Source organism: Clostridium sp. FS41 (assembly GCF_000954015.1).
GTDB classification, from domain to species: domain Bacteria; phylum Bacillota; class Clostridia; order Lachnospirales; family Lachnospiraceae; genus Enterocloster; species Enterocloster citroniae.
Genome location: NZ_JYHN01000064.1, coordinates 110,773 through 135,008, shown reverse-complemented (window position 1 = coordinate 135,008; position 24,236 = coordinate 110,773). Strand labels below are relative to the sequence as shown.

Genomic DNA, 24,236 nt, shown 5'->3' with positions numbered 1-24,236 from the left:
CTCCAAACCAAAAGAAAGTCAATAACGGGTCTTTTACATTAAGGGAAGGACTGGTATAATGTGCCATAGACACCTTGGAGCATGATGCAAGGAGGAACGTAAAGGGAAAGTAAGGGGAAAAAGGAGAGACGTGCATGGTAAAAGCAATATTCTTTGACATTGACGGTACTTTAAGGGAATTTGAAAAAAAGGGGATCAGCATGAGCACAAGACAGGCTCTGGATAAGGCCAGACAGGCTGGTATCCGGCTGTTTATCGCCACCGGCCGGCATTATCTGGAGATCGAGGAGGAAAAACTGCTGGATGACCTTGTGTTTGACGCCTATGTCACCCTAAACGGCCAGTACTGTTATGAGGAAAGCCCGGGCAGACCGGTGCTGTATAAGAATCCCATTGCCCGGGATCAGGTGGAGACAATCCTTGAGGTCATGGAAAAGGAGCCGTTTCCCTGCCTGTTCATGGAAGCCCACCGGTGGTACCTGAATTATGTGGATGAACGGGTGGAACGGGTGCAGCAGAGCATAGGAACCCGTATTCCTCCTCTGGGAGATATAAAGAGGGCTCTTTTCCACGATATTTACCAGGTCATTCCTTACCTGGATGAGCCTGGGGCATTGGAGCTGGTAAAGAAGCTGCCGGGCTGCGAGTACTCTGTATGGCACGATGGGGAGGGAGTGGACCTGACCCCAAAGGGAGGCGGAAAATGTACAGGGATCCGGCAGGTTCTTGCCCATTACGGGATCGATATCAAGGATGCGGCCGCCATTGGGGACGGTAACAATGACGTGTCCATGCTCTCCTATGCGGGGATCGGCATTGCCATGGGCAATGGGACAGCCAAGGCCAGGGCGGCGGCGGACTATGTGACCGGGGATGTGGCCCGGGACGGACTGATGCAGGCCGTGGACTACCTGCTGTCCCGTACCTCCTAGCGCGTGTATGGACCATGTTCTCCGAAACACTTTTACGGAAGCGGTTTCCTCTTATGAAACAGGAGCAAAAGCCCCATGTAGCAGATACTTAAGAATACAATGTGGACCGAGGTTTCAATAAACAGGGGAAGGCGGTCCAGGGATGTCATCACATGGGAGAATGCCAGGTATATGCCGATGGAGATGAGAAGCAGTACAACAGGCTTTATGATCATGTTGGCAGTATCCCACTGAAAGGGCACCTGCCTTTTCACGGCCAGAAAACACATGACAGCAAGGGCCAGCTCGCTGGCCAGCATACCCCACAGATACCCCAGGATCCCAAAACGGGGAATGGCAAAGAGCACAAAGGCCAGCCGTATGACCATGGCCCACACGTTTTGGAAAAATGTGACCGAGGTCTTTCCCAGCCCGTTCAGGATGCTGCCCATGGTGGTGGCCAGGTACATAAAAGGACACAGCCAGGACAGGATGGTGATGAACGTACCTGCGTTCTGGTCATGGAACACGCTGACGCCCAGCTGGTTGCCGAAGATGGTAAAGATGCCGATGCACAGGATCCCCATATAGCAGCTGTAGCGCAGGGACATGGATATCATGGAGGAGATCCGGGCTTCGTTGCCGTCCGCCTGGGCTTCAGCCACGGTGGGGAGGAGGAGCACGGCCATGGAATTGGTGATGGCTGACGGAAATAGGATAAAGGGCAGGGCCATACTGGTGAGCACACCGTAGATGGACAGGGCCTCGGAGTTGGTGAGGCCGGAGCTCATCAGCCTATTGGGAATCCATATGGCTTCTGCGCTTCCCAGTACATTAAGGATCAGCCGGTTGCCCATAAGGGGCAGTGCCAGAGCCATGAGGGGAGCCGCCGATGCACCAAAGGAGAGAGGGATGACCTTGCGTATGTTCCTCTCTTCTTTGCGTCCCGAGGGAGGAAAAAAGCCCAGGCAGAACAGGGTAAATGCCGCTGAGGCCATTTCCCCGATCAGATGCCCGTACACAGCCAGGCTCACCGTGATCTCACGTCCGGAATCCAGCCAGATACCGGCGATCAGGAACACGGCGCCCATGCGGATGACCTGCTCAGCCACCTGGGAAAATGCAGGCACTCTGGCTTTCTGCATTCCGTAATAATAACCGTTAATGCAGGCGTGGAGGGCTGCAAAGGGAACAGATACGGCCATAACAGGAAGATAAGGCGCGCATCTGGGTTCCAGCAAAAGCTTTTCAGCCAGGAAATGGTTGTTGGTGTAAATGACCCAGGCAAGAATAAAAGACATGCCCATGGCAATCACAAGGCCTGTCTTGAACACGGCCTTGCCCCGGGCCTGGTTGGCGGCCACATACTGGGACAGGGCGGTTTGGATGGAACCTGCACAGACGGCAAAACAGATGCTGAATATGGGATGGACCATATTGTAAATGCCCAGGCCCTCGGCTCCGATGGTCCTGGACATGTAAATACGGTAGAAAAAGCCCAGGATCCTGCATATGAACCCTGTGGAGGTAAGGAGCAGCGTACCTGTTATAAACGCCATTTTCCGTGGGGAAAGGCGTTTGGAAATGGATGAAGATGCGATGATTGACTCCTTCATGGATACTCCGGGAAATGGGAATTATTACAAGTATATTGGATGGAGGAGGATTTTATGACTGGGGAGGGGGATGGGAGGCATGATATAAAGAAAACATAAATGAAATGCTGCATTTGCGTTAAAGAGTTGTTAAAATCAGCCTGTTAAGATTTCTTAACAGGCCATATTTTTGTGCATAAGTTATAAAAAAGTTAAAAAAATACTAAAATTCGCAAAAACTTACCGTATTCCTGAACACCCGAATCCTTTATAATATCTTTATAGTGACCAAGTCAGTCAGAGCTCGCTGCGGTCAGGTCTCTTAATGCCATTCATAATAGAAGGGAGAGTACCATGTCATCTCTGTTTCAAACAATTGACAAGATCAAACCTGTGTATGATAAGACCTATGAGTTTGTTTTGTTCCTGTGCAAAATGCTGCTGACGGTGGATATATTGATTACCTGTATGGCGGTGGCTGGCCGTTATGTGCCCTTTATTCCGGATCCGGCCTGGAGCGAGGAGGTTGTCCTGACCTGTATGGCCTATATGGCAGTGCTTTCAGCCGCCCTGGCGATCCGCAGGAACGCCCATATCCGAATGACAGCCTTTGACATCTATCTGCCAAAGACAGTGGTGAGGGCGCTTGACATCCTGTCCGATGTGGCGGTCCTTGCCCTTGCAGTCATCATGATCACCGTGGGCTGGAAATATGCCAATGGCATTGGCTCCAAGGGGACCTATGTGAGCATGCCCTGGCTTTCACGGTTCTGGATGTATTTTCCGGTTCCCCTTGCCGGGGTGGCGATGGTGATCTTTGAACTGGAAGCGCTGTACAATCACGTAAAAGCAATCTGTATGGGAGAGGAGGAGTGAGTATATGAGCGGAGAAAACGCTGCGATCCTGATTTTGCTGGCCAGTTTTTTTGCCATGATCTTTTTAAGGTTTCCCATTGCGTACGCAGTGGCCCTGTCCTCTGTATTCTGTCTGCTGTATCAGGGGCTTCCCCTGGCCACCATCTGCCAGCAGATGGTAAAGGGCATCAGCACCTTCAGCCTGATGGCCGTGCCTTTCTTCATTGTCATGGGCTGCCTGATGGGCTCCGGAGGAATATCGGAAAAGCTGATTGCACTGGCCAATGCCTGCGTGGGATGGATGCGGGGCGGCATGGCCATGGTCAATATTGTGGCATCCTATTTTTTCGGAGGGATCTCCGGTTCCGCTGCTGCGGACACGGCCTCCATCGGCTCCATTTTGATCCCAATGATGGTGGAACAGGGCTATGATGACGATTTTTCAACCGCGGTAACCATCACCTCCTCCTGTGAAGGCCTGTTGGTCCCGCCAAGCCACAACATGGTGATCTATGCCACCACGGCGGGAGGCATTTCCGTGGGAAGTCTGTTCCTGGCCGGCTATATACCGGGGGCCCTGCTGGCAGTATCGCTGATGGTGGGCTCCTACATCATCTCTGTGAAGCGTAACTATCCGAAGGGCGATAAGTTCAGCATTGCCAACCTGTTAAAGCAGCTTAGCGTATCATTCTGGGCCCTGGCAGCGGTGCTGATCGTGGTTGTGGGCGTTGTGGGCGGTGCATTTACGGCAACGGAGTCAGCGGCCATTGCGGTCATCTACAGCCTGATCGTCAGCGTGTTCATCTACAAAGGCCTTGACTGGAAAGGCGTGTGGAGAGTTATGGGGGAATGTGTGGAGACCCTGTCCATTGTATTGATCCTCATTTCCACTTCCAGCATATTCGGTTACTGCCTGACCCGCCTGCATGTGCCTATAATGGCAGCCAACGCCATCACAGGTCTGACAAACAATCCCGTCATCCTGGCGCTGCTGTTGAACCTGATCCTTCTGGTACTGGGCTGTATCATGGATATGGCGCCCATTATCCTGATCGCCACCCCCATTCTGATGCCCATTGCAACATCCATTGGGATCGACCCCATCCAGTTCGGCATCATGGTGGTGTTAAACTGCGGCATCGGCCTTTTGACTCCTCCGGTGGGAGCGGTGCTTTTTATAGGATCCGCTGTTTCCAAGGTTCCCATAGAGCGGGTAGTCAAGGCGACCCTGCCGTTTTACCTGTGCATGATCATTACGCTTCTGCTGATCACCTTTATTCCTGCCATCAGCCTCTGGCTCCCCCAGGTTTTATCATAAGTCAGGACCGGACGCCCTGGAAGCCCTGAATATCGCGGACTTCCTGGGGCTCCTGGGGAAAACTCTGAAAGATCCCGTGTATAATAAAGGCCGTGAGTACCAGGGTACATACATCGGCAATGGGCTGGGCGGCCTGGATTCCCAGAAGTCCAAGGAAATGGGCGGCCAGCAGCAGGATCGGTATAAGGAAGAGCCCCTGCCGGGAAATGGACAGCAGGGTGGCTCTGAAACCGTATCCAATGGACTGGGACATCATGTTGCTCATGGTGAGAAACCCATTGAACCACATAGTGATCAGCTGAAGCCGCAGGGCCAGGGTGCCGATGGCAATGACCGCCGGGTCATCCCTGCGGAACAGGCTGATGACATGTCCCGAGATAAGAAAGACTCCGGCGCAGATCACGATCAGGATACAGGTGGTAAATTTAACACAGAATATATATGCCTGGCGGACCCGGGCATATTTTTTTGCCCCATAGGAAAAAGCGCATACGGGCTGGAAGCCCTGGCCAAACCCGATCACGGCTGAATTGATGAAATAGACCAGGCGGTTTACAATGGCCATGGCGGCAATGGCAGCGTCCCCAAAGGGATGGGCCGTGGTGTTAAGGACAATGGTGGCAATGCTTGCCATGCCCTGGCGGGTCAGGGAAGGCATCCCGCCGTAGATGATCTTTCCGTACAGGGAAAGGGAAGGGCGGAAATTCCGGAGCCGTATGGGAATGCATCCTTTCCTCCTGTTGCACTGGGCCAGCAGGATGCAGAAGCTTATGAACTGGGAGAGCCCGGTGGCAATGGCAGCGCCTGAGGTCCCCAGGTTCAGGCCGAATATGAACAGGGGGTCCAGGGCAATGTTCAGGATCCCTCCCGCGGTGATGCCGATCATGGCAAATACGGCCAGGCCCTGGAGGCGCAGAAGATTGTTCATGATAAAGGAGCACATCATAAACGGGGTGGCTATAAAGATATAGCGCGCATACTCCACCGCATAGGGCTTGATGGTCTCGGTGGCCCCTAAAAGCATGACGATCTGGTCAATGTGCAGCAGGCACACAAAGCCCAGGCAGGTGCCCAGTATCATGCCCGTAAAAAAGGCTACGGACACAGCTGTCTCACCTTCCTTTGTCCTGCCGGCGCCCAGACAGCGCGCCATGTGGTTGCCGGTGCCCATGCCGATGGTAAAGGACAGAGCCTGGATAATGGCCATGGCTGAAAAGATGATCCCCACTGCTCCCGATGCGCTTGTGCCCAGCTGGCTTACAAAAAATGTGTCCGCCATATTATAAATGGAACTGACCATCATGCTTATGATGGTGGGCACGGCAAGCCTTGGCACCACCTTTCTGATATCCCCGTTTACCAGCATGTCGTACCGTTCATTTTCCCCTTCATTCATCCCCATAGTATCTTCCTTCTTTCTATATCGTTAACTTCCATTATAATGACGAAGGGGCGGAAATGTCAATGCAGTGCATGATTCTAATAGGGCCGGATGCAAAAGGCAGAGCCTGGAGGGCGGGGGATCCCTGTGAACTGAGGGGTGTGGATGACATATAATAAAGTATCAGCCTTCATGTTTGCTTTGGACAAAATACAAGTATTCCTATTGAAATTGTAGGAATACTATGGTATAGTAAGAGGCGTAGATGAAGCTTTTAACTTTAGGACTACAGAAAGGCGGATTTTTAGTATGAAACAGTTGATTTATCTTGATAATGCGGCCACCACCAAGACGAGGCCGGAGGTAGTGGAAGCCATGCTTCCATATTTTACGGAATTTTATGGAAATCCATCATCCGTATATGATTTTTCCACCAACAGCAAAAAAGCAGTCAGCCATGCAAGGGAAACCATTGCTCAGTCATTGGGGGCCAAGACCAATGAAATATATTTCACGGCAGGAGGCAGCGAGTCTGATAACTGGGCTCTGGTTGCAACCGCGGAAGCCTATGCCGGGAAGGGAAAACATATCATTACCAGCAAAATCGAGCACCATGCTATCCTTCACACCTGCCAGTATCTGGAAAAGAGGGGTTACGATGTCACCTATCTGGATGTGGATGAGAACGGCGTGGTCAAGCTGGACGAACTGAAAAAGGCGATCAGGCCGGACACCATCCTGATCTCCGTCATGTTTGCAAACAATGAGATCGGAACCATTGAACCCATAAAGGAGATCGGCGCAATTGCAAAAGAACACGGTATCCTGTTCCACACAGACGCGGTACAGGCCTACGCCCACGTGCCCATCAATGTGGATGATTACAACATCGACATGCTCAGCTCCAGCGGGCATAAGCTGAACGGGCCAAAGGGGATCGGTTTCCTCTATATCCGTACAGGCGTTAAGATCCGTTCCTTTATCCATGGGGGAGCCCAGGAGCGCAAACGCCGTGCAGGCACGGAAAATGTTCCCGGCATTGTGGGCTACGGCAAGGCAGTGGAGATTGCCATGGCCAACATGAAAGAGCGCACACAGAAAGAGACGGAGCTTCGTGATTACCTGATGGAGCGGGTGGTCAGCGAGGTGCCCTTTACCAGGATCAACGGTTCCCGTTCCAGCCGCCTTCCCAACAATGCGAACTTTGCTTTCCAGTTCATTGAAGGGGAATCCCTTCTCATCAAACTGGACATGGCAGGGATCTGCGGTTCCAGCGGCTCCGCCTGTACCTCCGGATCCCTGGACCCATCCCATGTGCTCCTGGCCATCGGGCTGCCCCATGAGATCGCCCATGGTTCCCTGCGTCTGACGCTCAGCGAGGAGAACACCAGGGAAGAGATCGACTACGTGGTAGAGCAGATCAAGGAAGTGGTGGCTTACCTGCGCAGCATGTCACCGTTATACGAAGATTATATGAAGCACAACAAACAGTAAAAGCGGAGCGCCTGTTGTTTGGCGCCCATGACCAGGAGGAATATAGATGTACACCGAGAAAGTAATGGACCATTTTGAGCACCCAAGAAATGTGGGTGAAATAGAGAACCCCAGCGGCCTGGGAACCGTGGGAAATCCCAAATGCGGCGATATCATGAGGATCTATCTGGATATTGACGATAACCAGATCATAAGGGATGTGAAGTTTAAAACCTTTGGCTGCGGCGCGGCCGTGGCTACCAGCAGCATGGCTACCGAACTGGTAAAAGGAAAATCCGTCCAGGAGGCCATGAAAATCACCAACAAAGCTGTCATGGAAGCTCTTGACGGATTGCCCCCGGTTAAGGTACACTGTTCATTGTTAGCAGAGGAAGCCATTCACGCCGCCCTCTGGGATTATGCACAGAAACAGGGTATTACCATTGAAGGGTTGGAAAAACCCAAGGATAATATCGAAGAAGAGGAAGAGGAAGAAGACTATTGAGCAGGAAAGTTGTAGTAGGCATGTCAGGAGGAGTTGACTCCTCCGTGGCTGCCTGGCTGTTAAAGCAGCAGGGTTATGACGTTATCGGCGTCACCATGCAGATATGGCAGGATGAGGATACGGATGTCCAGGAGGCAGAAGGGGGATGCTGCGGCTTAAGCGCCGTGGATGATGCCCGCAGGGTTGCCATGGATCTCGGTATCCCTTATTATGTCATGAATTTCAGGGAAGAGTTCCGGAAAAACGTAATGGACTATTTTGTGGGCGAGTATGTGGAGGGGAAAACACCTAACCCCTGTATTGCCTGCAACCGCTATGTGAAGTGGGAGTCCCTTTTAAGGCGCAGCATGGCGATCGGGGCGGATTATATTGCCACCGGCCATTATGCACAGATCGAGCAGCTGCCAAACGGCAGATATGCCCTCAAAACCTCGGTTACAGTGGAGAAGGACCAGACCTATGCCCTTTACAACCTGACCCAGGATCAGCTGGCCCATACCCTGATGCCTGTGGGCAGCTTTTGTAAGGATGAGATACGCAGGATGGCCCAGGACATCGGACTTCAGGTGGCCCATAAGCCTGACAGCCAGGAGATCTGTTTTATACCGGACCATGATTATGCCAATTTTATTGAAGAGTACACAGGAAAGCAGATGCCAAAGGGCAATTTTGTGGATCTGCAGGGAAATGTCCTGGGCAGGCACGAAGGAATCTCCCATTATACCATTGGCCAGCGCAAGGGCCTGAACCTTTCAATGGGGCGTCCCGTGTTTGTGGTAGAGATACGTCCCGAGACCAATGAGGTGGTGATCGGAGAGGGCAAGGATGTATTTACAAATGTCCTTTGCTGCAGCAAGTTGAACTGGATGGCGGTGGAAGGCCTTCATGGACAGGCGATGGAGGTCATTGCCAAGATCAGATACAGCCACAGGGGCGCGCCCTGCACCATACGGGAGATTGGTCCGGACCTGGTGGAGTGCGTGTTCCACGAGCCGGTACGGGCGGCTACGCCGGGCCAGGCCGTTGTGTTCTACCAGGGGGATTATGTGGCAGGCGGAGGTACTATTGTATGAAAATGAAGGCGTGGGAAAGACAGGGATCAAAGGTTTCTTTTGTGCTGGCAGGAATACTGGCCTGCAGCCTTGGAGCTGCGGGCTGCAGCCAGTATGCCACCAGTGAGGAACTTAAGTCCCAGGCAGAGGTATCCCAGGCAGAGGCGGCCGTGGATGGTCTGGGAGGAAAAGGCGGTTCTGCTTCTGAAGGCCAGAATGGCAAGGATGATCAGCGCCGGGATAACCAGGGCCGGGATGATCAAAGCCAGGGAGACATCCGGATCAGCGCCACTGCGGAAACCACCCGTCTGGAGACAGAGCTGACCACAGCGCCCTTGCCGGTATTTGAGAGTGTGGACGATTCGGTTTATGTAAAGACCTCTGACGGAGGCAGTGTGCGTATCCGGTCATCCTGTGACACGGGAAGCGATTCCAACATAGTCACCTATGCAAGCCATGGGACAAAACTGAAACGCACGGGTAAGAGCAGCGAGTGGACCAGGATCGATTACAACGGTACATCCTGCTATCTCTCATCCGCTTATGTAACCACCGATGTTGTAGAGACAAGTGGGGCAGCCGGGGTGTCCGGGGCATCATGCGCGGACAGCGGGGAGGTTACCCTGAACCCTTCCTGGAAGTATGCTGATTTTTCAAAGATCAACTCCGGTTCTGCCGTGCTTTACCGTTCGGATGCATCCGGCAGGAAAAATATCACGGTCTGCGTCAATGCGGGACACGGCACAAAAGGCGGTTCTTCGGTGAAGACCCTGTGCCATCCGGATGGTACGCCCAAGGTCACCGGGGGCACAACCGGCGCGGGCGCAACCTCGGCCGTGGCTGTTTCAGGCGGGATGACATTTGCGGACGGTACGGCGGAGAGTAAGGTGACCCTTGCCATGGCAAAGATCCTAAAGGATAAACTTCTGGCATCCGGGTATGATGTGCTGATGATAAGGGAAAGTGATGATGTGCAGTTGGATAATATAGCCAGGACAGTGATCGCCAACAATACCAGCGACTGCCATATTGCGCTCCACTGGGATTCCACCACCAACAACAAGGGGGCGTTTTATATGAGTGTGCCCAATGTGGATTCCTACCGGAACATGGAGCCGGTGAGAAGCCACTGGCAGTCCCACAATGCTCTTGGAGAGAGTCTGGTGGCAGGCCTGAAAGGCGTTGGGGTAAAGATATTCTCCAATGGAGCCATGGCCATGGACCTGACCCAGACCTCCTTTTCCACCATACCTTCCGTGGACATAGAGTTGGGTGACAAGGCATCAGACCACTCCCAGGCAACTCTGAATACATTGGCTGACGGCCTTCTGGCAGGGATCAACCAATATTTTGGCCGGTGATTATTAACATTTTCTTACAGTACCCTTCTTGAGATAGACAAAAACTGAAAACTGTTTTACAATGAGCATAACAGTTTGATTTTTGTCAAAACAAGGAGGGACTTTTTATGAAACTTATGAAACGCCTGCTGGCCATCGCCCTTGGAGCCGCCCTGCTGTGCCCCATGACCGCATATGCCGGACAGACAGAGGAAGCTTTGGCGCTGTATAACCAGGTACAGGAGAAGAGCAGATCCATTACGGACATGAATGCCTACTATGATTTTAAGATAAAAGTGGGCGGCACCATGCTGCAGAATGAAGGCCTGTCCCCCATGGACATGCGGCTTGAGATGAACATAAAGATGAACCATCTCACAGACCCCGGCCAGATGCGTTATATGGCTTACAGCCGTATGACGGGACCGGACAATGAGCAGATTACGTTTTCCATGTATTATCTGGACGGATACTGCTACATGGATATGCTGGGTCAGAAAGTCAAGTACCCCATGGCAATGGCCGACATGATGGAGCAGTCCATGGCATCCGCCAATGCCTTTGATGTTTCCACAGACATTATGCGGGACCTGAACCTGTGGGATGAGGGTGAGAATAAGGTGATCGGTTTTACCATTGATGATACTAAGATGAATGAGTACCTTCAGACTGTTTTAAGTTCTACGGGCCTCACCGGCATGATGGATGGAACCGGCATGAACCTTCGCAACATGAGAGGTGAATATGTTGTAAATCCAAACGGTGACATGATCAAGATGCGTCTTAAGATGGATATGGATATGACCATGGAAGGCCAGACCGTTACCGTAAATCTGGACGGAGATGTGGGAATCGCAGATCCGGGCCAGCCTGTGGATGTTCCTGTTCCCAATGTTGCCGAGTATACGGATATGACGGCAGCTGCAGCTGCTAATTAAGGCTTGGCAGCGGTATCTGGCTAAGATTTGACAGCATGGATATAAGACAACAGAATTGAAAGTAAAAAAATTAATGCCAACTACTACACAAAACACAAAATTTAGTGTATAATGCAGTAGTTGGTATTTTCTTGGAGGAGTACCCAAGCGGCTGAAGGGTCTGGCTTCGAACACCAGTAGGTCGGTAGCACCGGCGCGAGGGTTCAAATCCCTCCTCCTCCGTTTCATAGGCTGTCAGCGATATTGCTGGCGGCTTTTTTGTGATGAATGGGTTTGTTAAATGTACCGGCAGCCGGATGGTCTGTATATGGGGAATGAAGAAGCAGGAATATGGAGGGGCCTGTCCCCGCGGGTTAGACGTATAAAGCCATTATAAGAACAGAATATACATGCTATAGTGAGGCGAATTGTTCAAAGACTCTGTTAACATCCAGTTCTCCATATCCCCAAATGTTATTAGGAAATAAAATTTCCGGATCATGTCTCGCTCCCCGTGTTAATAGCCTGCTGATATCATTTCCTGTAATCGAGGTATAGTTCCCACGGGAAACACACCATTCTAAAATGATCGCGATGGCTCCGCCGGCAAAAGCGGCAGCAGCTCCGCTGCCGGAGGCATTACCGTAACGGTTTTGGGGCAAGGCGCAGGGAATCTGATAACCTGGTGCTGCCAGATCCGGTTTTATGTGTCCGTTTCGGGTAAATCCTCTTCCTGACTCTTGGATTATCCGGTTATCAAGCTGATTGTAGGCGGTCACTGTCAGCGGATGGTAGCTGTTGCCTGGAGAAGTGATGGTTGTATCGGGATCCGGCCGTATAAAATATGTGTTATCCGACAGAATCGATTCGGTTGGCAGCCAGGCATGGAAAGTAAATGCCTCATTTTCTAAATTGCGTATTCGGATCGTCCATGTACCGGGAAGCGCGTTATGAAAACGGACAAGGATTAATTGGTCCCCTGTATCCTGCTCAAACATCATATTATTGACCCATAAAATGCAATCATGAAAAATAAACTGAAATCTTCTGCAGTCAAACAGGGAAGGGAAGACCTGCTGTGTGGTTTCACGATTGGGTGCAAAAATCTCCACGGATAATCTTGAATAGGAGGACCATATCTCAAATGAAAATTCATGATCGCCATCTCCAACCAACAGCTCAAAATCATTTTGGAATGGCGCTGTCATTGTGGTATGAAAATAATGTCTTCCCGCTACGCCTTCATTTCCGGCCGATATGGATATTCCTATCCATGGGAGCTGGGAAAGATAATCCAAATAGCTGCTGAGAGCACCGTTTCCGTCATGCCCTCCTTGATTGCTGCCCAATGCAAGGCATATAACAATAGGGCGCCTCAGGGCTTGTGAAACAGTGTATAAATATCTGACTCCAAGCATGATGTCCGATTCCATATAGCAAGTAACATCATTGGGGACACAAAATATATCTTTGATATTTTTCTTTGCTTCCTTTAACTTTACAATGACCAACTCAGATTTTGGTACGACACCGGAAAAGTTAACCGTATCGTTTGGGCTGCCGGCAATGATACTGGCAAGGGATGTACCGTGTCCGGTGGGATCAGATACAGGTACTATAGAATGAGGGTTATCTGAGGATAAAGCATGATTGATCTCCTCGGTCTGATATTCCGTGCCGAAGGTAAATCGTTCCGGCGGCGTACCATTTTGATTGGTCTGGTCCCAAATAGAGATGATTCGGGAAGTACTGTCAGGATTGCGGAATGCAGGATGGGTGTAATCAATTCCGGTGTCAATAATACCGACCAGTACCCCCAGGCCCTGTAAATCCAGATGGGGATTCTCCTGTATGGAGATAATTCCGGAGGCTCCCAGGCTGATAGGAGAAGTAGCTTCAAATAAGCTAGGGAATATGTGATATGGCATTGTGCCGAGAGAACAGATATTATCAGCGGCAGGAAGATGGATCAAGGCATGCCGTTCATTAATATAAGTAATGTTATCGTCGTTTGCATAAATCGGAGCTATTGCATTATTTATTATTAAGTCATAATAATTCTCATCTAATATTTTCATCCAGCGCATTCCTAAGTTTCCAATTTATTTCAATATATGAGAGTGGACCTTGAAATAGTCATTCATGGGCATAAGGTTAAAAATATGTTAAACTTACTTCCACCCTCTTGTGTTATTACATTTAAACCCATATAATAAGCCATAAACAGATCACACAAAAGGAGAAAACCGTTTTTATGGAGGACGCTGATCGTAATGCTGCCCTGAACTATAATTTTACACAGAAATCAGAACAATGAGGCATGTCCTGCGCCCTTTTTGGCGTTGGCCGTGCCATTTTATTTTATGCTTTCCGGCTGAGGAAGGAAACAGAAAGGAACCGATGTGATGAAAACAGAAGAAAGAAAGGTATTTATAATCAATTGCATGTATTTTGCCATCCTGTTGGCGGCCGCTTTTGCTATTTTAAAATACGGCCTGCCCATGGTAACCCCTTTTGTCACGGCATTTGTGATCGCATACCTGTTAAAGGGACCCATTTGCTTTTTGTCAGGCAGGCTTCATCTGAACCAAAAGGTCACGGCCATTCTGCTGGTACTCCTGTTTTACAGCACAGCGGGGCTTTTGATAACCCTGCTCTGTATTAAGATGTTTTCCCAGGGAAAAGCGCTCATAGTAAATCTGCCGGCAATCTATACTAACCGGGCGGAACCGGTACTTGCAGGGATATTCAGCAGCATTGAGCAGTCCATTCTGCGCATGGACCCATCCCTTGTGGGTGCTCTGGAGGAACTGGAGGGACATTTTGTACAGTCGGCAGGCCAGATGGTTTCCGGGCTTTCCATAAGCGCCATGGGGTGGATATCCGGTTTTGCCTCCTCCCTTCCCGGCCTTTTTATCAATCTGCTGCTTATGGTCATAGCCACCTTTTTCACAGCAATGGATTATGACCGGCTCACAAGCTTCTGCCTGCTTCAGATGGGGGAAAAGTCAAGGGGGATCTTTCTGAAGATCCAGGCTTATGTGGTAGGCACGCTGTTTGTATGCATCCGTTCCTATGCCCTTATCATGTCCATAACCTTTGTGGAACTTGCCCTGGGACTTACACTGATCGGCGTGGAGCACTCCCTTCTGATCGCATGTTTGATCGCTGTTTTTGATATCCTTCCTGTGCTGGGAACAGGGGGCATTATGATACCGTGGACGATCATCACAGCCATTACGGGAGATCACAAACTGGCTCTGGGGCTTCTGATCGTTTATCTGGCCATCACGGTCATCCGCAATATCATAGAGCCCAAGATCGTAGGCAGCCAGATCGGCCTTCACCCCGTGGTGACGCTGGTCAGCATGTTTGTGGGGGCGCAGCTTTTTGGGGTGCTTGGACTTTTCGGTTTTCCCATCGGTCTCTCGTTGCTGCGCCATCTCAATGACACAGGCACGGTCAGGCTGTTCAGAACAGCGTAACGGCAGAAAACTATTAGGGGGGCGGGGATGAAACGGACATTAAAGATATATTATACTTCTGATACCCATGGACATGTATTTCCAGTGGATTATCTGGCAGGTGTACCTGAAACATGCGGTATCCTGAACTTGGCCGCACAGATGAAAAAGGATGAAAACACCCTGATCCTGGACGGCGGAGATACGCTTCAGGGCACGCCTTTTTCCCAGTATTATCTGGAACATCCGGATAAAGCGCCATGCCATCCCATGGCTGCGGCGTTTAACGCGGCAGGATACGACTATATCACTCTTGGAAACCATGATTTTAATTTTGGGTACAAGGCCCTGAGGGATTACCTCCAGGCGCTGGATGCACAGTGCCTGTGTGCCAATGTGCAGGATCTGAGGGGAGAATTGGGAATCCTGCCGGAGATCGTGCATACCCTGGAAAACGGGCTTAGGATTGGGATTTCGGGAATTGTAACAGATTATGTAAATGTGTGGGAACAGCCTGAAACATTGGCAGGACTGCGGATTACAGATGCCTTTACCGCAGCATCCCATGCATATGAGCGCCTCCGGCCGCAGTGTGATATCTGTATCTGTATTTACCATGGAGGATTTGAGCGTGATCTGCAGGACGGCAGGATCTTATCCTACACAGGAGAAAATATTGGCTGGAAGCTTTGCGAAGAATTGGGTTATGACCTGGTACTGACCGGTCACCAGCATGCGGCAATAGAAGGAACAGATATAAATAAAACTTATGCGGTCCAATGTCCTGGGGGAGCAGAGCGGTATGTTTTTCTGGAGGTTGAGGAGGAAGACAAAAAGGTGGACATAGGATCCCGGATCCTGCCTGTGGAAAAAGAGCACGAGAGGGAACCCTATGACACGCTGCTGCCCTTTGAATGCATGGTGGAGCAATGGCTGAACCAGCCTGTGGGATGGATGGCGAATGATATATTGCCTGAGGAAAAATTGAAGGCGGCCCTGGGGGGCAGCCGTATGGCTGCCTTGTTTAATCAGGTACAGCTTGCAGTAACCGGTGCGGAATTATCCTGTACCAGTTTGGGAAATACTCCTGTGGGCCTGTACAGCCCTGTGACCATGAAAGGGATATATAGGGCATATCCCTTTGACAACACGCTAGTGGTCCTGGAGGCAGATGAGACAGTGCTCAGGGCCTCCCTGGAGCGGTGCGCAGCCTACTTTACGCTAAAGGATGGAAAACCGGCAATATCGGAAGTGTTCCTGGAACCAAAGCTGGGACATTTTAATTACGATTTTTATGCAGGAATCTCCTATGTCTTTGACATAGGACGTCCTGTGGGACAAAGAGTAACCAAGCTGACCAGGACAGACGGCACTCCTCTGGGAAAGGGAAAATTGCGGCTGTGTACCAGCAATTACCGCGCCACGGGCATAGGGGGATATGAGCTGTTGGGCCGTTGCCCTGTATTGTGGAAAGGCACTGTGCAGGTGCCGGAGCTGATCGCCCGTTATATCCGCTCCAACAGTCCCGTAAAACTGCCGAATAGGGAAAGCTGCCAGGTGATCTGGCAGCCTCAGACGTGATACGGTCTAATATGTAGGTATTCCGGGATCTGAACATATTTGGACAAAGCTGCTCTCTGTACGGGAACGTCCGAGGGGGCAGGCCCCCCGGACTGTTTTAATTCCGTTTCCATGCTGGGTCCTGGCCGGTCAGGATCAGGACTCCATGCCTCTTCCCGGGCATTCCTCCGGGATGGAAGGGGTGGCGTCAGCGGTTCCGGGCAGGTCGATCTCCGGAATGTCACCATCGCCGTAAGTGCTGCTGTTTCTTCCCGGAAGCTCCAAGGGCTCCAAGGGTGTCTGTCCGGCATTCATGGCCATCATCCTTTCGTAAACATGTTTTCTACATAGTTGCGCATTTCCTGTCTGCTCTCAATGGTTCTGGCGCCATTGACGATTTGTTCCTGTTCCGGTTTGGAAAGCCCTGCAAAGCGGTTTAAGGCATCGGAATGCATGGCCAGCTCCATAGTAAACCCAATAGGCAGTTCATCATTATCTATCATGTTCATCACCTCATGGTTAGTATGGAGGATAAGGCGGGAAAATATGCGTTTTTTCAAGTATAAAAAGTGGATGTACAGGGAGTCTGCCGCACATCCACGGGATAGGAAGGAAATTGAATCCTAAAAGGTTCCGGTAACAGAAGCGGGGATGGTAAATTCCACTGCTCCCATATAACCAGGTGCCACATCATATTCATTAAAAGCAATTACAAGTTCACCGTTCTGATTAAAATAGTAACTTTCATCCCCGGTCAGTCCCTTAAAGTCCTCCTCAGGCATCTCGGAATGATAGAAATAGATAATATTCTCGTCCGCGGCCATCTGGGCTTCCATCTGCTGCTTGATCTGATCGCTGACAGCTTCCAGGGCTGCCGGTTTGTTTTTCAGAAGTTCTGCCAGGGTTATGACATTTCCTGTTGTCTTGTCAATGGTAAAGATCTTAACAAACTGAGTGCCGCTGGCCATGGTAAGGGTGGTGTCGATCCGGATGGACAGGTATTTGTCAGTGTCAGTCACCACCTTGTATCGGGAATCCACTCCATAATGGCCTTCACCATTGTTTGCGGCCAGTTCTTTTTCGTAGTCGGCAATGAATTCATTGGCATATTCCTCAATGGATTTATTGGCAGGGACCTGGGTTTCTCCACTGTTCTCCAAAGTTACCTGGGGAACCTGGATATCTGCTTCAAAATTGCCCTTTTTATCTTCAAAGGTACGGAAGGTAACTACTTTGGCAATGGATCCGATCACGGGTATCTGCTCCATTGCATTGGCTGTGGTAGGATTTAAGTTAGCCAGCAGGGTAATGGTCAGCATGGCTGCTGCTGCGACCCCGCCTGTATGTTTTGCAAATTTCATAATGATCACGCCTTTCTGTTCTCTTTTTGCCTGGGCAATGCCCGTCTGCATGCGCGTCTTAGCTTCTTTTGGCACAGGAATGTGGTCATATTCCTGCTTTAACATGTCCATCTGTTTTTTTTCATCCTGTTTCATGAGCATTACTCCTTTCTAAAATTTATCTGCAACATCTTTATAATGTTCGGCCTCCAGGTTTAGTCTTAGCTTTTTCAGGGACCTGTACAGCCTGGCTTTTACCGTGTTCAGGTTATCACCCAGGATATCTGCAATGTCCTCCAGCTTCAGGTCCTCAAAATACCTGAGGATAATAATTGTTTTGCTTTTGTGGTCCAGCTGGTTCAGTATGGTCCGCAGTTCCGTTTCCTGATACTGATCCTCCACCGGGATCTCCGGCAGTTCCTCGGTCAGTGTCTCCTTCTTTTTCTTCCGTAACAGATCCAGGGCAGTGTTGACTACGATCCTGTAAATCCATGTGGACAGGTAGTCTTTATTCTTAACCTTGCCGCAGTCCCTGATCGCCCGATAGGCGCTTTCCTGGACTACATCCAAAGCATCGTCTTCATTGCGCATATAGCTATATGCCAGGCGGTAATATTTCTCATAATTGTCCGTGAGAATCCGTTCGGTGTCCGCCGTATTTTTTTGAAAGCCCATGTATTGTATCCTCCTTTCGTATCCTTCTGTGTGTTAGACGTTTGAGGATTCCATAAAGTTGCACTCATTCCTACATTTTATCGTAAGAATTGTGAAATGCAACATCCATTGTGTTTTAAATCAAAAAATGTTATATTGATAATACCTTTAGTGGACAATCGCATACGCTCAAACCGCTGTTTTTTTGAGGCTGGCCGCGTTAACGCCAGTGGGCGCACGTCCGGCGGTAATGACGCGGGATTACTGATCTGTTGTGTGAAAACATGTGTCCCCTTGTCCGCTGAGGGTATGGTTTTATAAAAAGATAAATCGGAAACAAAATGAAAGGTATACGTCAGATGAGGGAAGATTATACAAAGGACATGGAGATAGGGGATGACATCCGCCACGTTCCCCTGGAGCCCGGGAAAAGTCAGGGAACCAGGCAGAACAGGCCTGTGGGTGCTTCACATATGGGAGGAACCAGGCAGGATAACGGCGCTGAGGGGGCGTTAGTTCCGGGCCGTTCCAGGGCAAAAGGAGCCGGACGTTCACGTTCCAGGGAGGAAGCGGCCTTAAGAAAGCGGGCTGGTTCAGGGAACGCGTCCGCAGCGGGAGAGGATCACAGCGCGGGGGGAGGCCACCGCACAGGGGAAAGTCTTCGCACAGGGGAAGGCCACCACGCGGAGAAGGGGCACATAGCACAGATCCGCGCGGATGCAGGCAGCCGCAGTTCCCGTGGAGCAGGCAGCCGCCTGGCCCGAAGCGGCTCACGGGATGAAACCCGAAGCAATTTACAAGGCGAAACCCGAAGCGGCTCACACGGCGAAACCAGAAACAGATCCCAGCGCGAAGGGAAGAATGATTCGCGGGGGAGCGGCAAAAGGCGGGGAGTACCGGTGCTCGCCCTTTTACTTGCATTTGTGCTGGGCATAGGCGCAGGATTTGGCGGAGGTTATTATCTCTGGGGGTGGGAACGGCCCTATACGGTGGACCTGAAAGCGGCGGAAGTGCCTGAATGGGTAAAACAGGATTTTATAAGGAAGAATATATTTTCAAGACCGGATGTCAGCAGGCAGAGGGTTAATAATATCGTGATCCATTATGTGGCAAATCCGGGGTCCACGGCAGAAAACAACAGGAATTATTTTGACAGCCTGGCGGATCAGGATCCACAAAAGGGCGGAACCTCCACCAGCAGCCACTTTGTGGTGGGTCTGGAGGGGGAGGTGATCCAGTGCATCCCCATTACTGAAATTGCTTACGCAAATGCCCCCCGCAATGACGACACCATAGCCATAGAGGTCTGCCATCCTGATGAGACCGGGAAATTCAACGATGCAACCTATGAGTCGGTGGTAAACCTGACCGCAGCTCTGTGCAAGGAACTGAAACTGACATCCAAAGACGTGGTCCGCCATTACGATATCAACGGAAAAGTTTGTCCCAAGTACTTTGTAGATCATGAAGATGCATGGGAGCAGTTTAAAAAGGACGTGGATGCTGCCATGAAAGGCAGCAAATGACGGGCGGTTACAGCAGGTGAAATTCCGGCACCCTTTCATGGTATACCGCATAATGGCGGAAGCCGCATTCTAACAGGATACGGCGGCATTCCTCAAAGGCATTGCCCAGGAATTCCGGAGAGTGGGCATCCGACCCAATGGTGATGATCTCACCGCCAAGTTCCCTGTAGCGCTTTAAAATCCTGCTACAGGGATTGGGCTGTCCCAGACCGTATTTAAAGCCGCCCGTATTGCACTCCAGTCCCTTGCCGTGCCGGATCAGTTCCATGAGAAGGGGTTCGATCCATTGTTCATAGCGCTGGTAGGTATAGCAGGAATTCTGATGAGGGGCGTAACGCACAATATAATCCAGATGACCAAAGGAATCAAAGGTGTCATAAAGGTTGCGCACACGGCTTAAAGATACTTTAAAAAACTGCTCCAGACCATCCTCCTCACCGTAGGTTTCCCAGTAATCGGAATCATAGGGATCCATTCCCATCACAAAATGGCTGGACCCGATAATGAAGTCAAAGCAGGAGCCGTATTCCTTTTCAAGATTGTGAAGATATCGTTTCAGGTGGTTCTGAAGGCCCAGTTCCACCCCTATATTGATACGTATCCTTTCCTTATATTCATTCCTAAGGCTTTGAAGGACAGTGAGATAGGACGGTATATCCAGGTTAAAGTTGGTGTCGCAGAAGCTGGTATCATAGTCATGATGGTCAGTGATGCACATTTCCATCATGCCAAGCCGGATGGCCCGTTCAATCTGCCGGCGCACGGGGGTATCGGAATCACCGGAAAATTCAGTATGCAGATGACAGTCGTAAATCATGGAAGGTTCTCCTTGTAGTTATTACTAAATAGGCATTATTATATGAAATAAAATTTGCCGGAGCGTGTGGACATTTAGTTCCACCCAGGCACGCTCTAGGTTCATTATAGCAGAAAGTTCCCGAAAGAAAAGATTTTATTTTATCAACAAATGAATAAGAGTGCTCCAAGGCGTGGCATAATGGATAGTGGGAAATTCAGGGGACTTTAGGCCCGTACAGGGGCAGGGGATGAAAGAAATTTCCAGAAAAAGCCAGTCCTGCGAAAAAATGAAAAAAGGACTTGCCATTTGCTGAGAAATTGATTACAATGTAATAAGGTTGATTATTATTTAACAATAATATAATTTTTAACAAACTAGGAGGAATTGAATCATGGCAGTAAAAGTAGCAATTAATGGTTTTGGACGTATTGGACGTCTGGCTTTCCGTCAGATGTTCGGAGCAGAAGGTTACGATGTAGTAGCAATCAATGACTTAACCGATCCTAAGATGTTAGCTCATCTCTTAAAGTACGATACAGCACAGGGCGGATATGCCGGCGTCTATGGCCAGGGTCTGCACACTGTAGAGGCTGGAGAGGATTCCATTACTGTTGATGGCAAGAAGATTACCATCTACAAGGAACCAAAGGCTGCTGATCTTCCATGGGGCGAAATCGGTGTTGACGTAGTTCTGGAGTGTACAGGTTTCTACTGCTCTAAGGACAAGGCTCAGGCACACATCGAGGCCGGCGCTAAGAAAGTTGTTATTTCTGCTCCGGCAGGCAATGACCTTCCTACTATCGTATACAGTGTTAACGAGAATGTTCTGACAGCTGATGACAAGATCATCTCTGCAGCTTCCTGTACAACAAACTGCTTAGCTCCTATGGCTAAGGCTCTGAATGATTACGCTCCGATCCAGAGCGGTATCATGTCCACCATCCATGCTTACACAGGCGATCAGATGATCCTGGACGGACCGCACAGAAAGGGCGACTTAAGAAGAGCAAGAGCTGGCGCAGCCAACATCGTTCCTAACTCTACCGGCGCAGCTAAGGCAATCGGTCTGGTTATCCCGGAACTGAACGGCAAGCTGATCGGTTCCGCACAGCGTGTTCCGGTACCGACCGGTTCCACCACTATCCTTACAGCTGTTGTTAAGAAGGCTGGCGTTACCAAGGAAGATATCAATGCCGCAATGAAGGCTGCTGCTTGTGAGTCCTTCGGATACAATGAGGATGCAATTGTTTCCTCTGACGTGATCGGTATGAGATTCGGCTCCCTGTTTGATGCAACTCAGACCATGGTAGCTCAGATCGCTGATGATCTGTATGAGGTTCAGGTTGTTTCATGGTATGACAATGAGAATTCTTACACAAGCCAGATGGTAAGAACCATTAAGTACTTTGCTGAGTTAGGCTAATCTGAATTAAGCATTAAGTAGACTCATGAAGGGTCCGGTCGTTTGGACCGGATCCTTTTTATCCCATTGGATATGGCGAGTAAAAAATCTCATGACACTGAAAGGGGAACATAACCATGTTAAATAAGAAAACTGTGGATGATTTAAAAGATTTAAAGGGCAAGAAAGTACTGGTACGCTGTGATTTCAACGTACCGTTAAAAGAAGGGGTGATCCAGAACTATAACCGTATTGACGGTGCCATCCCAACCATTAAGAAGCTGCTTGACCAGGGCGCTAAGGTGATCCTCTGCTCCCATCTGGGCAAGCCCAAGGGTGAACCTGTGCCGGAGATGAGCCTTGCACCGGTTGCTCCCGCGCTGAGCGAGAGACTGGGCGTAGAAGTGAAATTCGTGGATGATGCCAAGGTTACAGGACCGGAGACACAGAAAGTTGCCGCTGAGTTAAAGGACGGTGAAGTACTTCTGCTGCAGAACACACGTTACAGGATCGAAGAGACAAAATTTAAAGACGGCGATGCCGCTACCGAGGCATATGCTAAGGAACTGGCTGATCTGTGCGATGGTATCTTTGTAAATGACGCGTTTGGTACCGCACACAGGGCTCACTGCTCCAACGTGGGCGTTACAAGATATACCAAGGAGAACGTGGTTGGTTATCTGATGGAAAAGGAGATCAAATTCTTAGGCCAGGCTGTTGAGAATCCGGTCCGCCCCTTTGTTGCGATCCTGGGCGGAGCTAAGGTTTCCGATAAGATCAATGTGATCAATAACCTGCTGGATAAGGTTGACACCCTGATTATTGGCGGCGGCATGGCTTATACCTTTGCCAAGGCACAGGGACAGGAGATCGGCAATTCCTTATGTGAGGAAGATAAGCTGGATTACGCTCTGGAGATGGTTAAAAAGGCGGAGGAGAAGGGGGTTAAGCTGCTGCTTCCCGTTGACCATGTAGAGGGTAAGGAATTTTCCAATGAGACAGAGCATAAGGTAGTGGATGTGATCGATGCCGGCTGGTCTGGCTTTGATATCGGGCCAAAGACAATTGCTCTTTATAAGGATGCGTTAAAGGGCGCAAAGACGGTTGTCTGGAACGGACCCATGGGCGTATTCGAGTTCTCCAACTTTGCTGAGGGAACACTGGAAGTATGCCGCGCAGTGGCAGATCTGGCGGATGCTACCACAGTGATTGGCGGCGGTGATTCCGTGAATGCTGTCAAGAGACTTGGTTTTGCTGACAAGATGACACACATCTCCACAGGAGGAGGCGCTTCCCTGGAATTCTTAGAGGGCAAGGAACTTCCGGGTGTGGCTGCAGCTGACAACAAGGACTGATCGCGTCCGTTCAAAGAGAGGGGATTTGATATGGCAAGAAAGAAAATTATCGCAGGCAACTGGAAGATGAACATGACGCCATCTGAGGCAGTTGCTCTGGTTAACGAGTTAAAACCACTGGTAGCAAATGACGATGTGGACGTAGTATTCTGCGTTCCGGCCATTGACATCATACCGGCCATGGAAGCTGCCAAGGGAAGCAACATCTGTATCGGCGCTGAGAACATGTATTATGAGGAAAAAGGCGCTTACACAGGCGAGATCGCTCCTAACATGCTCACAGATGCCGGAGTTAAATATGTGATCATCGGCCATTCTGAGAGGCGTGAGTATTTTGCCGAGACAGATGAGACCGTGAACAAAAAGGTGCTTAAGGCATTTGAGCATGGGATCACCCCCATTGTCTGCTGTGGTGAGTCACTGACCCAGAGGGAACAGGGGATTACCATTGACTGGATCCGTCAGCAGATCAAGATCGCATTTCTCAATGTGACCGCTGACCAGGCCAAGACGGCTGTGATCGCCTATGAGCCGATCTGGGCCATTGGCACTGGTAAAGTTGCAACCACGGAGCAGGCCGAGGAAGTATGTGCGGCAATCCGTGCATGTATTGGCGAGATTTATGATGAGGCAACAGCAGAGGCCATCCGTATCCAGTACGGCGGCTCCGTATCAGCTTCCTCCGCTCCTGAGCTTTTTACCCAGGCTGACATTGACGGCGGACTGGTTGGCGGCGCATCCCTGAAGCCTGATTTTGGAAAGATCGTCAACTACAATAAGTAATAAATG

At 50.2% G+C, this 24,236-nt stretch carries 22 protein-coding genes and 1 tRNA gene; 15 read left to right on the top strand and 8 right to left on the bottom strand.

Annotation, left to right across the window (positions count from 1 at the left end):
• Nucleotides 1–134: 134 nt before the first annotated feature.
• A complete protein-coding gene (locus CLFS41_RS18685) occupies nucleotides 135–932 on the top strand; it encodes a Cof-type HAD-IIB family hydrolase (RefSeq protein WP_007867801.1) in 798 nt (265 codons plus the stop codon).
• Nucleotides 933–964: 32 nt separating this feature from the next.
• On the opposite strand, the gene CLFS41_RS18680 is transcribed toward CLFS41_RS18685, so the two are convergent.
• Complete coding sequence (locus tag CLFS41_RS18680) at nucleotides 965–2,527, bottom strand: polysaccharide biosynthesis protein (RefSeq protein WP_007867798.1); 1,563 nt, start codon at nucleotides 2,525–2,527, stop codon at nucleotides 965–967.
• Between the two features lie 333 nt (nucleotides 2,528–2,860).
• On the opposite strand from CLFS41_RS18680, the gene CLFS41_RS18675 reads away from it, so the two are divergent.
• Together CLFS41_RS18675 and CLFS41_RS18670 are read left to right on the top strand one after the other, a co-directional pair.
• Nucleotides 2,861–3,382 carry a TRAP transporter small permease gene (locus CLFS41_RS18675; protein ID WP_007867796.1) on the top strand — a complete coding sequence of 174 codons (522 nt, stop codon included), beginning with the start codon at nucleotides 2,861–2,863 and terminating at the stop codon, nucleotides 3,380–3,382.
• 4 nt (nucleotides 3,383–3,386) lie between these two features.
• Nucleotides 3,387–4,679 carry a TRAP transporter large permease gene (locus CLFS41_RS18670; RefSeq protein ID WP_045093123.1) on the top strand — a complete coding sequence of 431 codons (1,293 nt, stop codon included), beginning with the start codon at nucleotides 3,387–3,389 and terminating at the stop codon, nucleotides 4,677–4,679.
• A gap of 1 nt (nucleotide 4,680) precedes the next feature.
• Here CLFS41_RS18670 and CLFS41_RS18665 read toward each other — a convergent pair whose 3' ends face one another.
• Nucleotides 4,681–6,081, bottom strand: a complete 1,401-nt coding sequence (locus tag CLFS41_RS18665; protein WP_045093122.1) for an MATE family efflux transporter — start codon at nucleotides 6,079–6,081, stop codon at nucleotides 4,681–4,683.
• Between the two features lie 288 nt (nucleotides 6,082–6,369).
• Between CLFS41_RS18665 and nifS the strand changes: the two genes are divergently transcribed.
• The 6 genes from nifS (at nucleotide 6,370) to CLFS41_RS18635 (ending at nucleotide 11,590) form a co-directional block, all read left to right on the top strand.
• On the top strand, nucleotides 6,370–7,554 hold the full coding sequence (gene nifS / locus CLFS41_RS18660) for a cysteine desulfurase NifS (protein WP_007867791.1): 1,185 nt from the start codon (nucleotides 6,370–6,372) through the stop codon (nucleotides 7,552–7,554).
• A 46-nt stretch (nucleotides 7,555–7,600) separates the two neighbouring features.
• Nucleotides 7,601–8,038, top strand: coding sequence for a Fe-S cluster assembly scaffold protein NifU (nifU, locus tag CLFS41_RS18655; protein ID WP_007867790.1), 438 nt, complete (start codon nucleotides 7,601–7,603; stop codon nucleotides 8,036–8,038).
• Nucleotides 8,035–9,111, top strand: a complete 1,077-nt coding sequence (mnmA, locus tag CLFS41_RS18650) for a tRNA 2-thiouridine(34) synthase MnmA (RefSeq protein ID WP_152649052.1) — start codon at nucleotides 8,035–8,037, stop codon at nucleotides 9,109–9,111. Before nifU ends, mnmA begins: the two co-directional genes overlap by 4 nt.
• Nucleotides 9,108–10,451, top strand: a complete 1,344-nt coding sequence (locus tag CLFS41_RS18645; protein ID WP_152649051.1) for an N-acetylmuramoyl-L-alanine amidase — start codon at nucleotides 9,108–9,110, stop codon at nucleotides 10,449–10,451. Before mnmA ends, CLFS41_RS18645 begins: the two co-directional genes overlap by 4 nt.
• Before the next feature lie 107 nt (nucleotides 10,452–10,558).
• On the top strand, nucleotides 10,559–11,368 hold the full coding sequence (locus CLFS41_RS18640) for a DUF6612 family protein (RefSeq protein WP_007867786.1): 810 nt from the start codon (nucleotides 10,559–10,561) through the stop codon (nucleotides 11,366–11,368).
• 133 nt (nucleotides 11,369–11,501) lie between these two features.
• A tRNA-Ser gene (locus CLFS41_RS18635) sits at nucleotides 11,502–11,590 on the top strand.
• Nucleotides 11,591–11,760: 170 nt separating this feature from the next.
• Here the strand turns inward: CLFS41_RS18635 and CLFS41_RS18630 are convergent.
• The gene (locus CLFS41_RS18630; protein WP_045093121.1) at nucleotides 11,761–13,425 is read right to left on the bottom strand and encodes a S8 family peptidase; all 1,665 of its coding nucleotides are present in this window, start codon (nucleotides 13,423–13,425) and stop codon (nucleotides 11,761–11,763) included.
• Nucleotides 13,426–13,752: 327 nt separating this feature from the next.
• Between CLFS41_RS18630 and ytvI the strand changes: the two genes are divergently transcribed.
• Both ytvI and CLFS41_RS18620 read left to right on the top strand, forming a co-directional pair.
• Nucleotides 13,753–14,832 carry a sporulation integral membrane protein YtvI gene (gene ytvI, locus CLFS41_RS18625; RefSeq protein ID WP_045093120.1) on the top strand — a complete coding sequence of 360 codons (1,080 nt, stop codon included), beginning with the start codon at nucleotides 13,753–13,755 and terminating at the stop codon, nucleotides 14,830–14,832.
• Between the two features lie 27 nt (nucleotides 14,833–14,859).
• Complete coding sequence (locus tag CLFS41_RS18620) at nucleotides 14,860–16,392, top strand: bifunctional UDP-sugar hydrolase/5'-nucleotidase (protein ID WP_045093119.1); 1,533 nt, start codon at nucleotides 14,860–14,862, stop codon at nucleotides 16,390–16,392.
• 135 nt (nucleotides 16,393–16,527) lie between these two features.
• Here the strand turns inward: CLFS41_RS18620 and CLFS41_RS30270 are convergent, their stop codons facing one another.
• The 4 genes from CLFS41_RS30270 to CLFS41_RS18605 all read right to left on the bottom strand — a co-directional run bounded on the left by CLFS41_RS30270 (nucleotide 16,528) and on the right by CLFS41_RS18605 (nucleotide 18,386).
• Entirely contained in the window at nucleotides 16,528–16,686 is a 159-nt protein-coding gene (locus CLFS41_RS30270; protein ID WP_162531738.1) for a hypothetical protein, read from the bottom strand.
• A 5-nt stretch (nucleotides 16,687–16,691) separates the two neighbouring features.
• Nucleotides 16,692–16,874 (bottom strand): hypothetical protein, encoded by a 183-nt coding sequence (locus tag CLFS41_RS18615; RefSeq protein WP_007867773.1) that lies wholly within the window; start codon nucleotides 16,872–16,874, stop codon nucleotides 16,692–16,694.
• A gap of 120 nt (nucleotides 16,875–16,994) precedes the next feature.
• Complete coding sequence (locus CLFS41_RS18610; protein WP_045093118.1) at nucleotides 16,995–17,867, bottom strand: DUF3298 and DUF4163 domain-containing protein; 873 nt, start codon at nucleotides 17,865–17,867, stop codon at nucleotides 16,995–16,997.
• Between the two features lie 15 nt (nucleotides 17,868–17,882).
• Complete coding sequence (locus CLFS41_RS18605; protein ID WP_007867769.1) at nucleotides 17,883–18,386, bottom strand: sigma-70 family RNA polymerase sigma factor; 504 nt, start codon at nucleotides 18,384–18,386, stop codon at nucleotides 17,883–17,885.
• Between the two features lie 320 nt (nucleotides 18,387–18,706).
• Between CLFS41_RS18605 and CLFS41_RS30805 the strand changes: the two genes are divergently transcribed.
• Nucleotides 18,707–19,891, top strand: a complete 1,185-nt coding sequence (locus tag CLFS41_RS30805) for a peptidoglycan recognition family protein (protein ID WP_242856892.1) — start codon at nucleotides 18,707–18,709, stop codon at nucleotides 19,889–19,891.
• Nucleotides 19,892–19,898: 7 nt separating this feature from the next.
• Here CLFS41_RS30805 and CLFS41_RS18595 read toward each other — a convergent pair whose 3' ends face one another.
• Nucleotides 19,899–20,708, bottom strand: a complete 810-nt coding sequence (locus CLFS41_RS18595; RefSeq protein ID WP_045093117.1) for a histidinol-phosphatase HisJ family protein — start codon at nucleotides 20,706–20,708, stop codon at nucleotides 19,899–19,901.
• A gap of 373 nt (nucleotides 20,709–21,081) precedes the next feature.
• Between CLFS41_RS18595 and gap the strand changes: the two genes are divergently transcribed.
• The 3 genes from gap (at nucleotide 21,082) to tpiA (ending at nucleotide 24,230) form a co-directional block, all read left to right on the top strand.
• Nucleotides 21,082–22,113: a type I glyceraldehyde-3-phosphate dehydrogenase gene (gene gap / locus CLFS41_RS18590; protein WP_007867757.1), complete on the top strand. Its 1,032-nt coding sequence runs from the start codon at nucleotides 21,082–21,084 to the stop codon at nucleotides 22,111–22,113.
• Between the two features lie 116 nt (nucleotides 22,114–22,229).
• Nucleotides 22,230–23,447, top strand: coding sequence for a phosphoglycerate kinase (locus CLFS41_RS30800; protein WP_007867743.1), 1,218 nt, complete (start codon nucleotides 22,230–22,232; stop codon nucleotides 23,445–23,447).
• Nucleotides 23,448–23,477: 30 nt separating this feature from the next.
• On the top strand, nucleotides 23,478–24,230 hold the full coding sequence (tpiA, locus tag CLFS41_RS30795) for a triose-phosphate isomerase (protein WP_007867741.1): 753 nt from the start codon (nucleotides 23,478–23,480) through the stop codon (nucleotides 24,228–24,230).
• The last annotated feature ends 6 nt before the right edge of the window (nucleotides 24,231–24,236 follow it).

Coding starts and splice junctions, on each gene's coding strand:
- CLFS41_RS18685 (WP_007867801.1), top strand. CDS start 135: ATGGTAAAAGCAATATTCTTTGACATTGACGGTACTTTAAGGGAATTT.
- CLFS41_RS18680 (WP_007867798.1), bottom strand. CDS start 2,527: ATGAAGGAGTCAATCATCGCATCTTCATCCATTTCCAAACGCCTTTCC.
- CLFS41_RS18675 (WP_007867796.1), top strand. CDS start 2,861: ATGTCATCTCTGTTTCAAACAATTGACAAGATCAAACCTGTGTATGAT.
- CLFS41_RS18670 (WP_045093123.1), top strand. CDS start 3,387: ATGAGCGGAGAAAACGCTGCGATCCTGATTTTGCTGGCCAGTTTTTTT.
- CLFS41_RS18665 (WP_045093122.1), bottom strand. CDS start 6,081: ATGGGGATGAATGAAGGGGAAAATGAACGGTACGACATGCTGGTAAAC.
- nifS (WP_007867791.1), top strand. CDS start 6,370: ATGAAACAGTTGATTTATCTTGATAATGCGGCCACCACCAAGACGAGG.
- nifU (WP_007867790.1), top strand. CDS start 7,601: ATGTACACCGAGAAAGTAATGGACCATTTTGAGCACCCAAGAAATGTG.
- CLFS41_RS18645 (WP_152649051.1), top strand. CDS start 9,108: ATGAAAATGAAGGCGTGGGAAAGACAGGGATCAAAGGTTTCTTTTGTG.
- CLFS41_RS18640 (WP_007867786.1), top strand. CDS start 10,559: ATGAAACTTATGAAACGCCTGCTGGCCATCGCCCTTGGAGCCGCCCTG.
- CLFS41_RS18630 (WP_045093121.1), bottom strand. CDS start 13,425: ATGAAAATATTAGATGAGAATTATTATGACTTAATAATAAATAATGCA.
- ytvI (WP_045093120.1), top strand. CDS start 13,753: ATGAAAACAGAAGAAAGAAAGGTATTTATAATCAATTGCATGTATTTT.
- CLFS41_RS18620 (WP_045093119.1), top strand. CDS start 14,860: ATGAAACGGACATTAAAGATATATTATACTTCTGATACCCATGGACAT.
- CLFS41_RS30270 (WP_162531738.1), bottom strand. CDS start 16,686: ATGAATGCCGGACAGACACCCTTGGAGCCCTTGGAGCTTCCGGGAAGA.
- CLFS41_RS18615 (WP_007867773.1), bottom strand. CDS start 16,874: ATGATAGATAATGATGAACTGCCTATTGGGTTTACTATGGAGCTGGCC.
- CLFS41_RS18610 (WP_045093118.1), bottom strand. CDS start 17,867: ATGAAACAGGATGAAAAAAAACAGATGGACATGTTAAAGCAGGAATAT.
- CLFS41_RS18605 (WP_007867769.1), bottom strand. CDS start 18,386: ATGGGCTTTCAAAAAAATACGGCGGACACCGAACGGATTCTCACGGAC.
- CLFS41_RS30805 (WP_242856892.1), top strand. CDS start 18,707: ATGAAAGGTATACGTCAGATGAGGGAAGATTATACAAAGGACATGGAG.
- CLFS41_RS18595 (WP_045093117.1), bottom strand. CDS start 20,708: ATGATTTACGACTGTCATCTGCATACTGAATTTTCCGGTGATTCCGAT.
- gap (WP_007867757.1), top strand. CDS start 21,082: ATGGCAGTAAAAGTAGCAATTAATGGTTTTGGACGTATTGGACGTCTG.
- CLFS41_RS30800 (WP_007867743.1), top strand. CDS start 22,230: ATGTTAAATAAGAAAACTGTGGATGATTTAAAAGATTTAAAGGGCAAG.
- tpiA (WP_007867741.1), top strand. CDS start 23,478: ATGGCAAGAAAGAAAATTATCGCAGGCAACTGGAAGATGAACATGACG.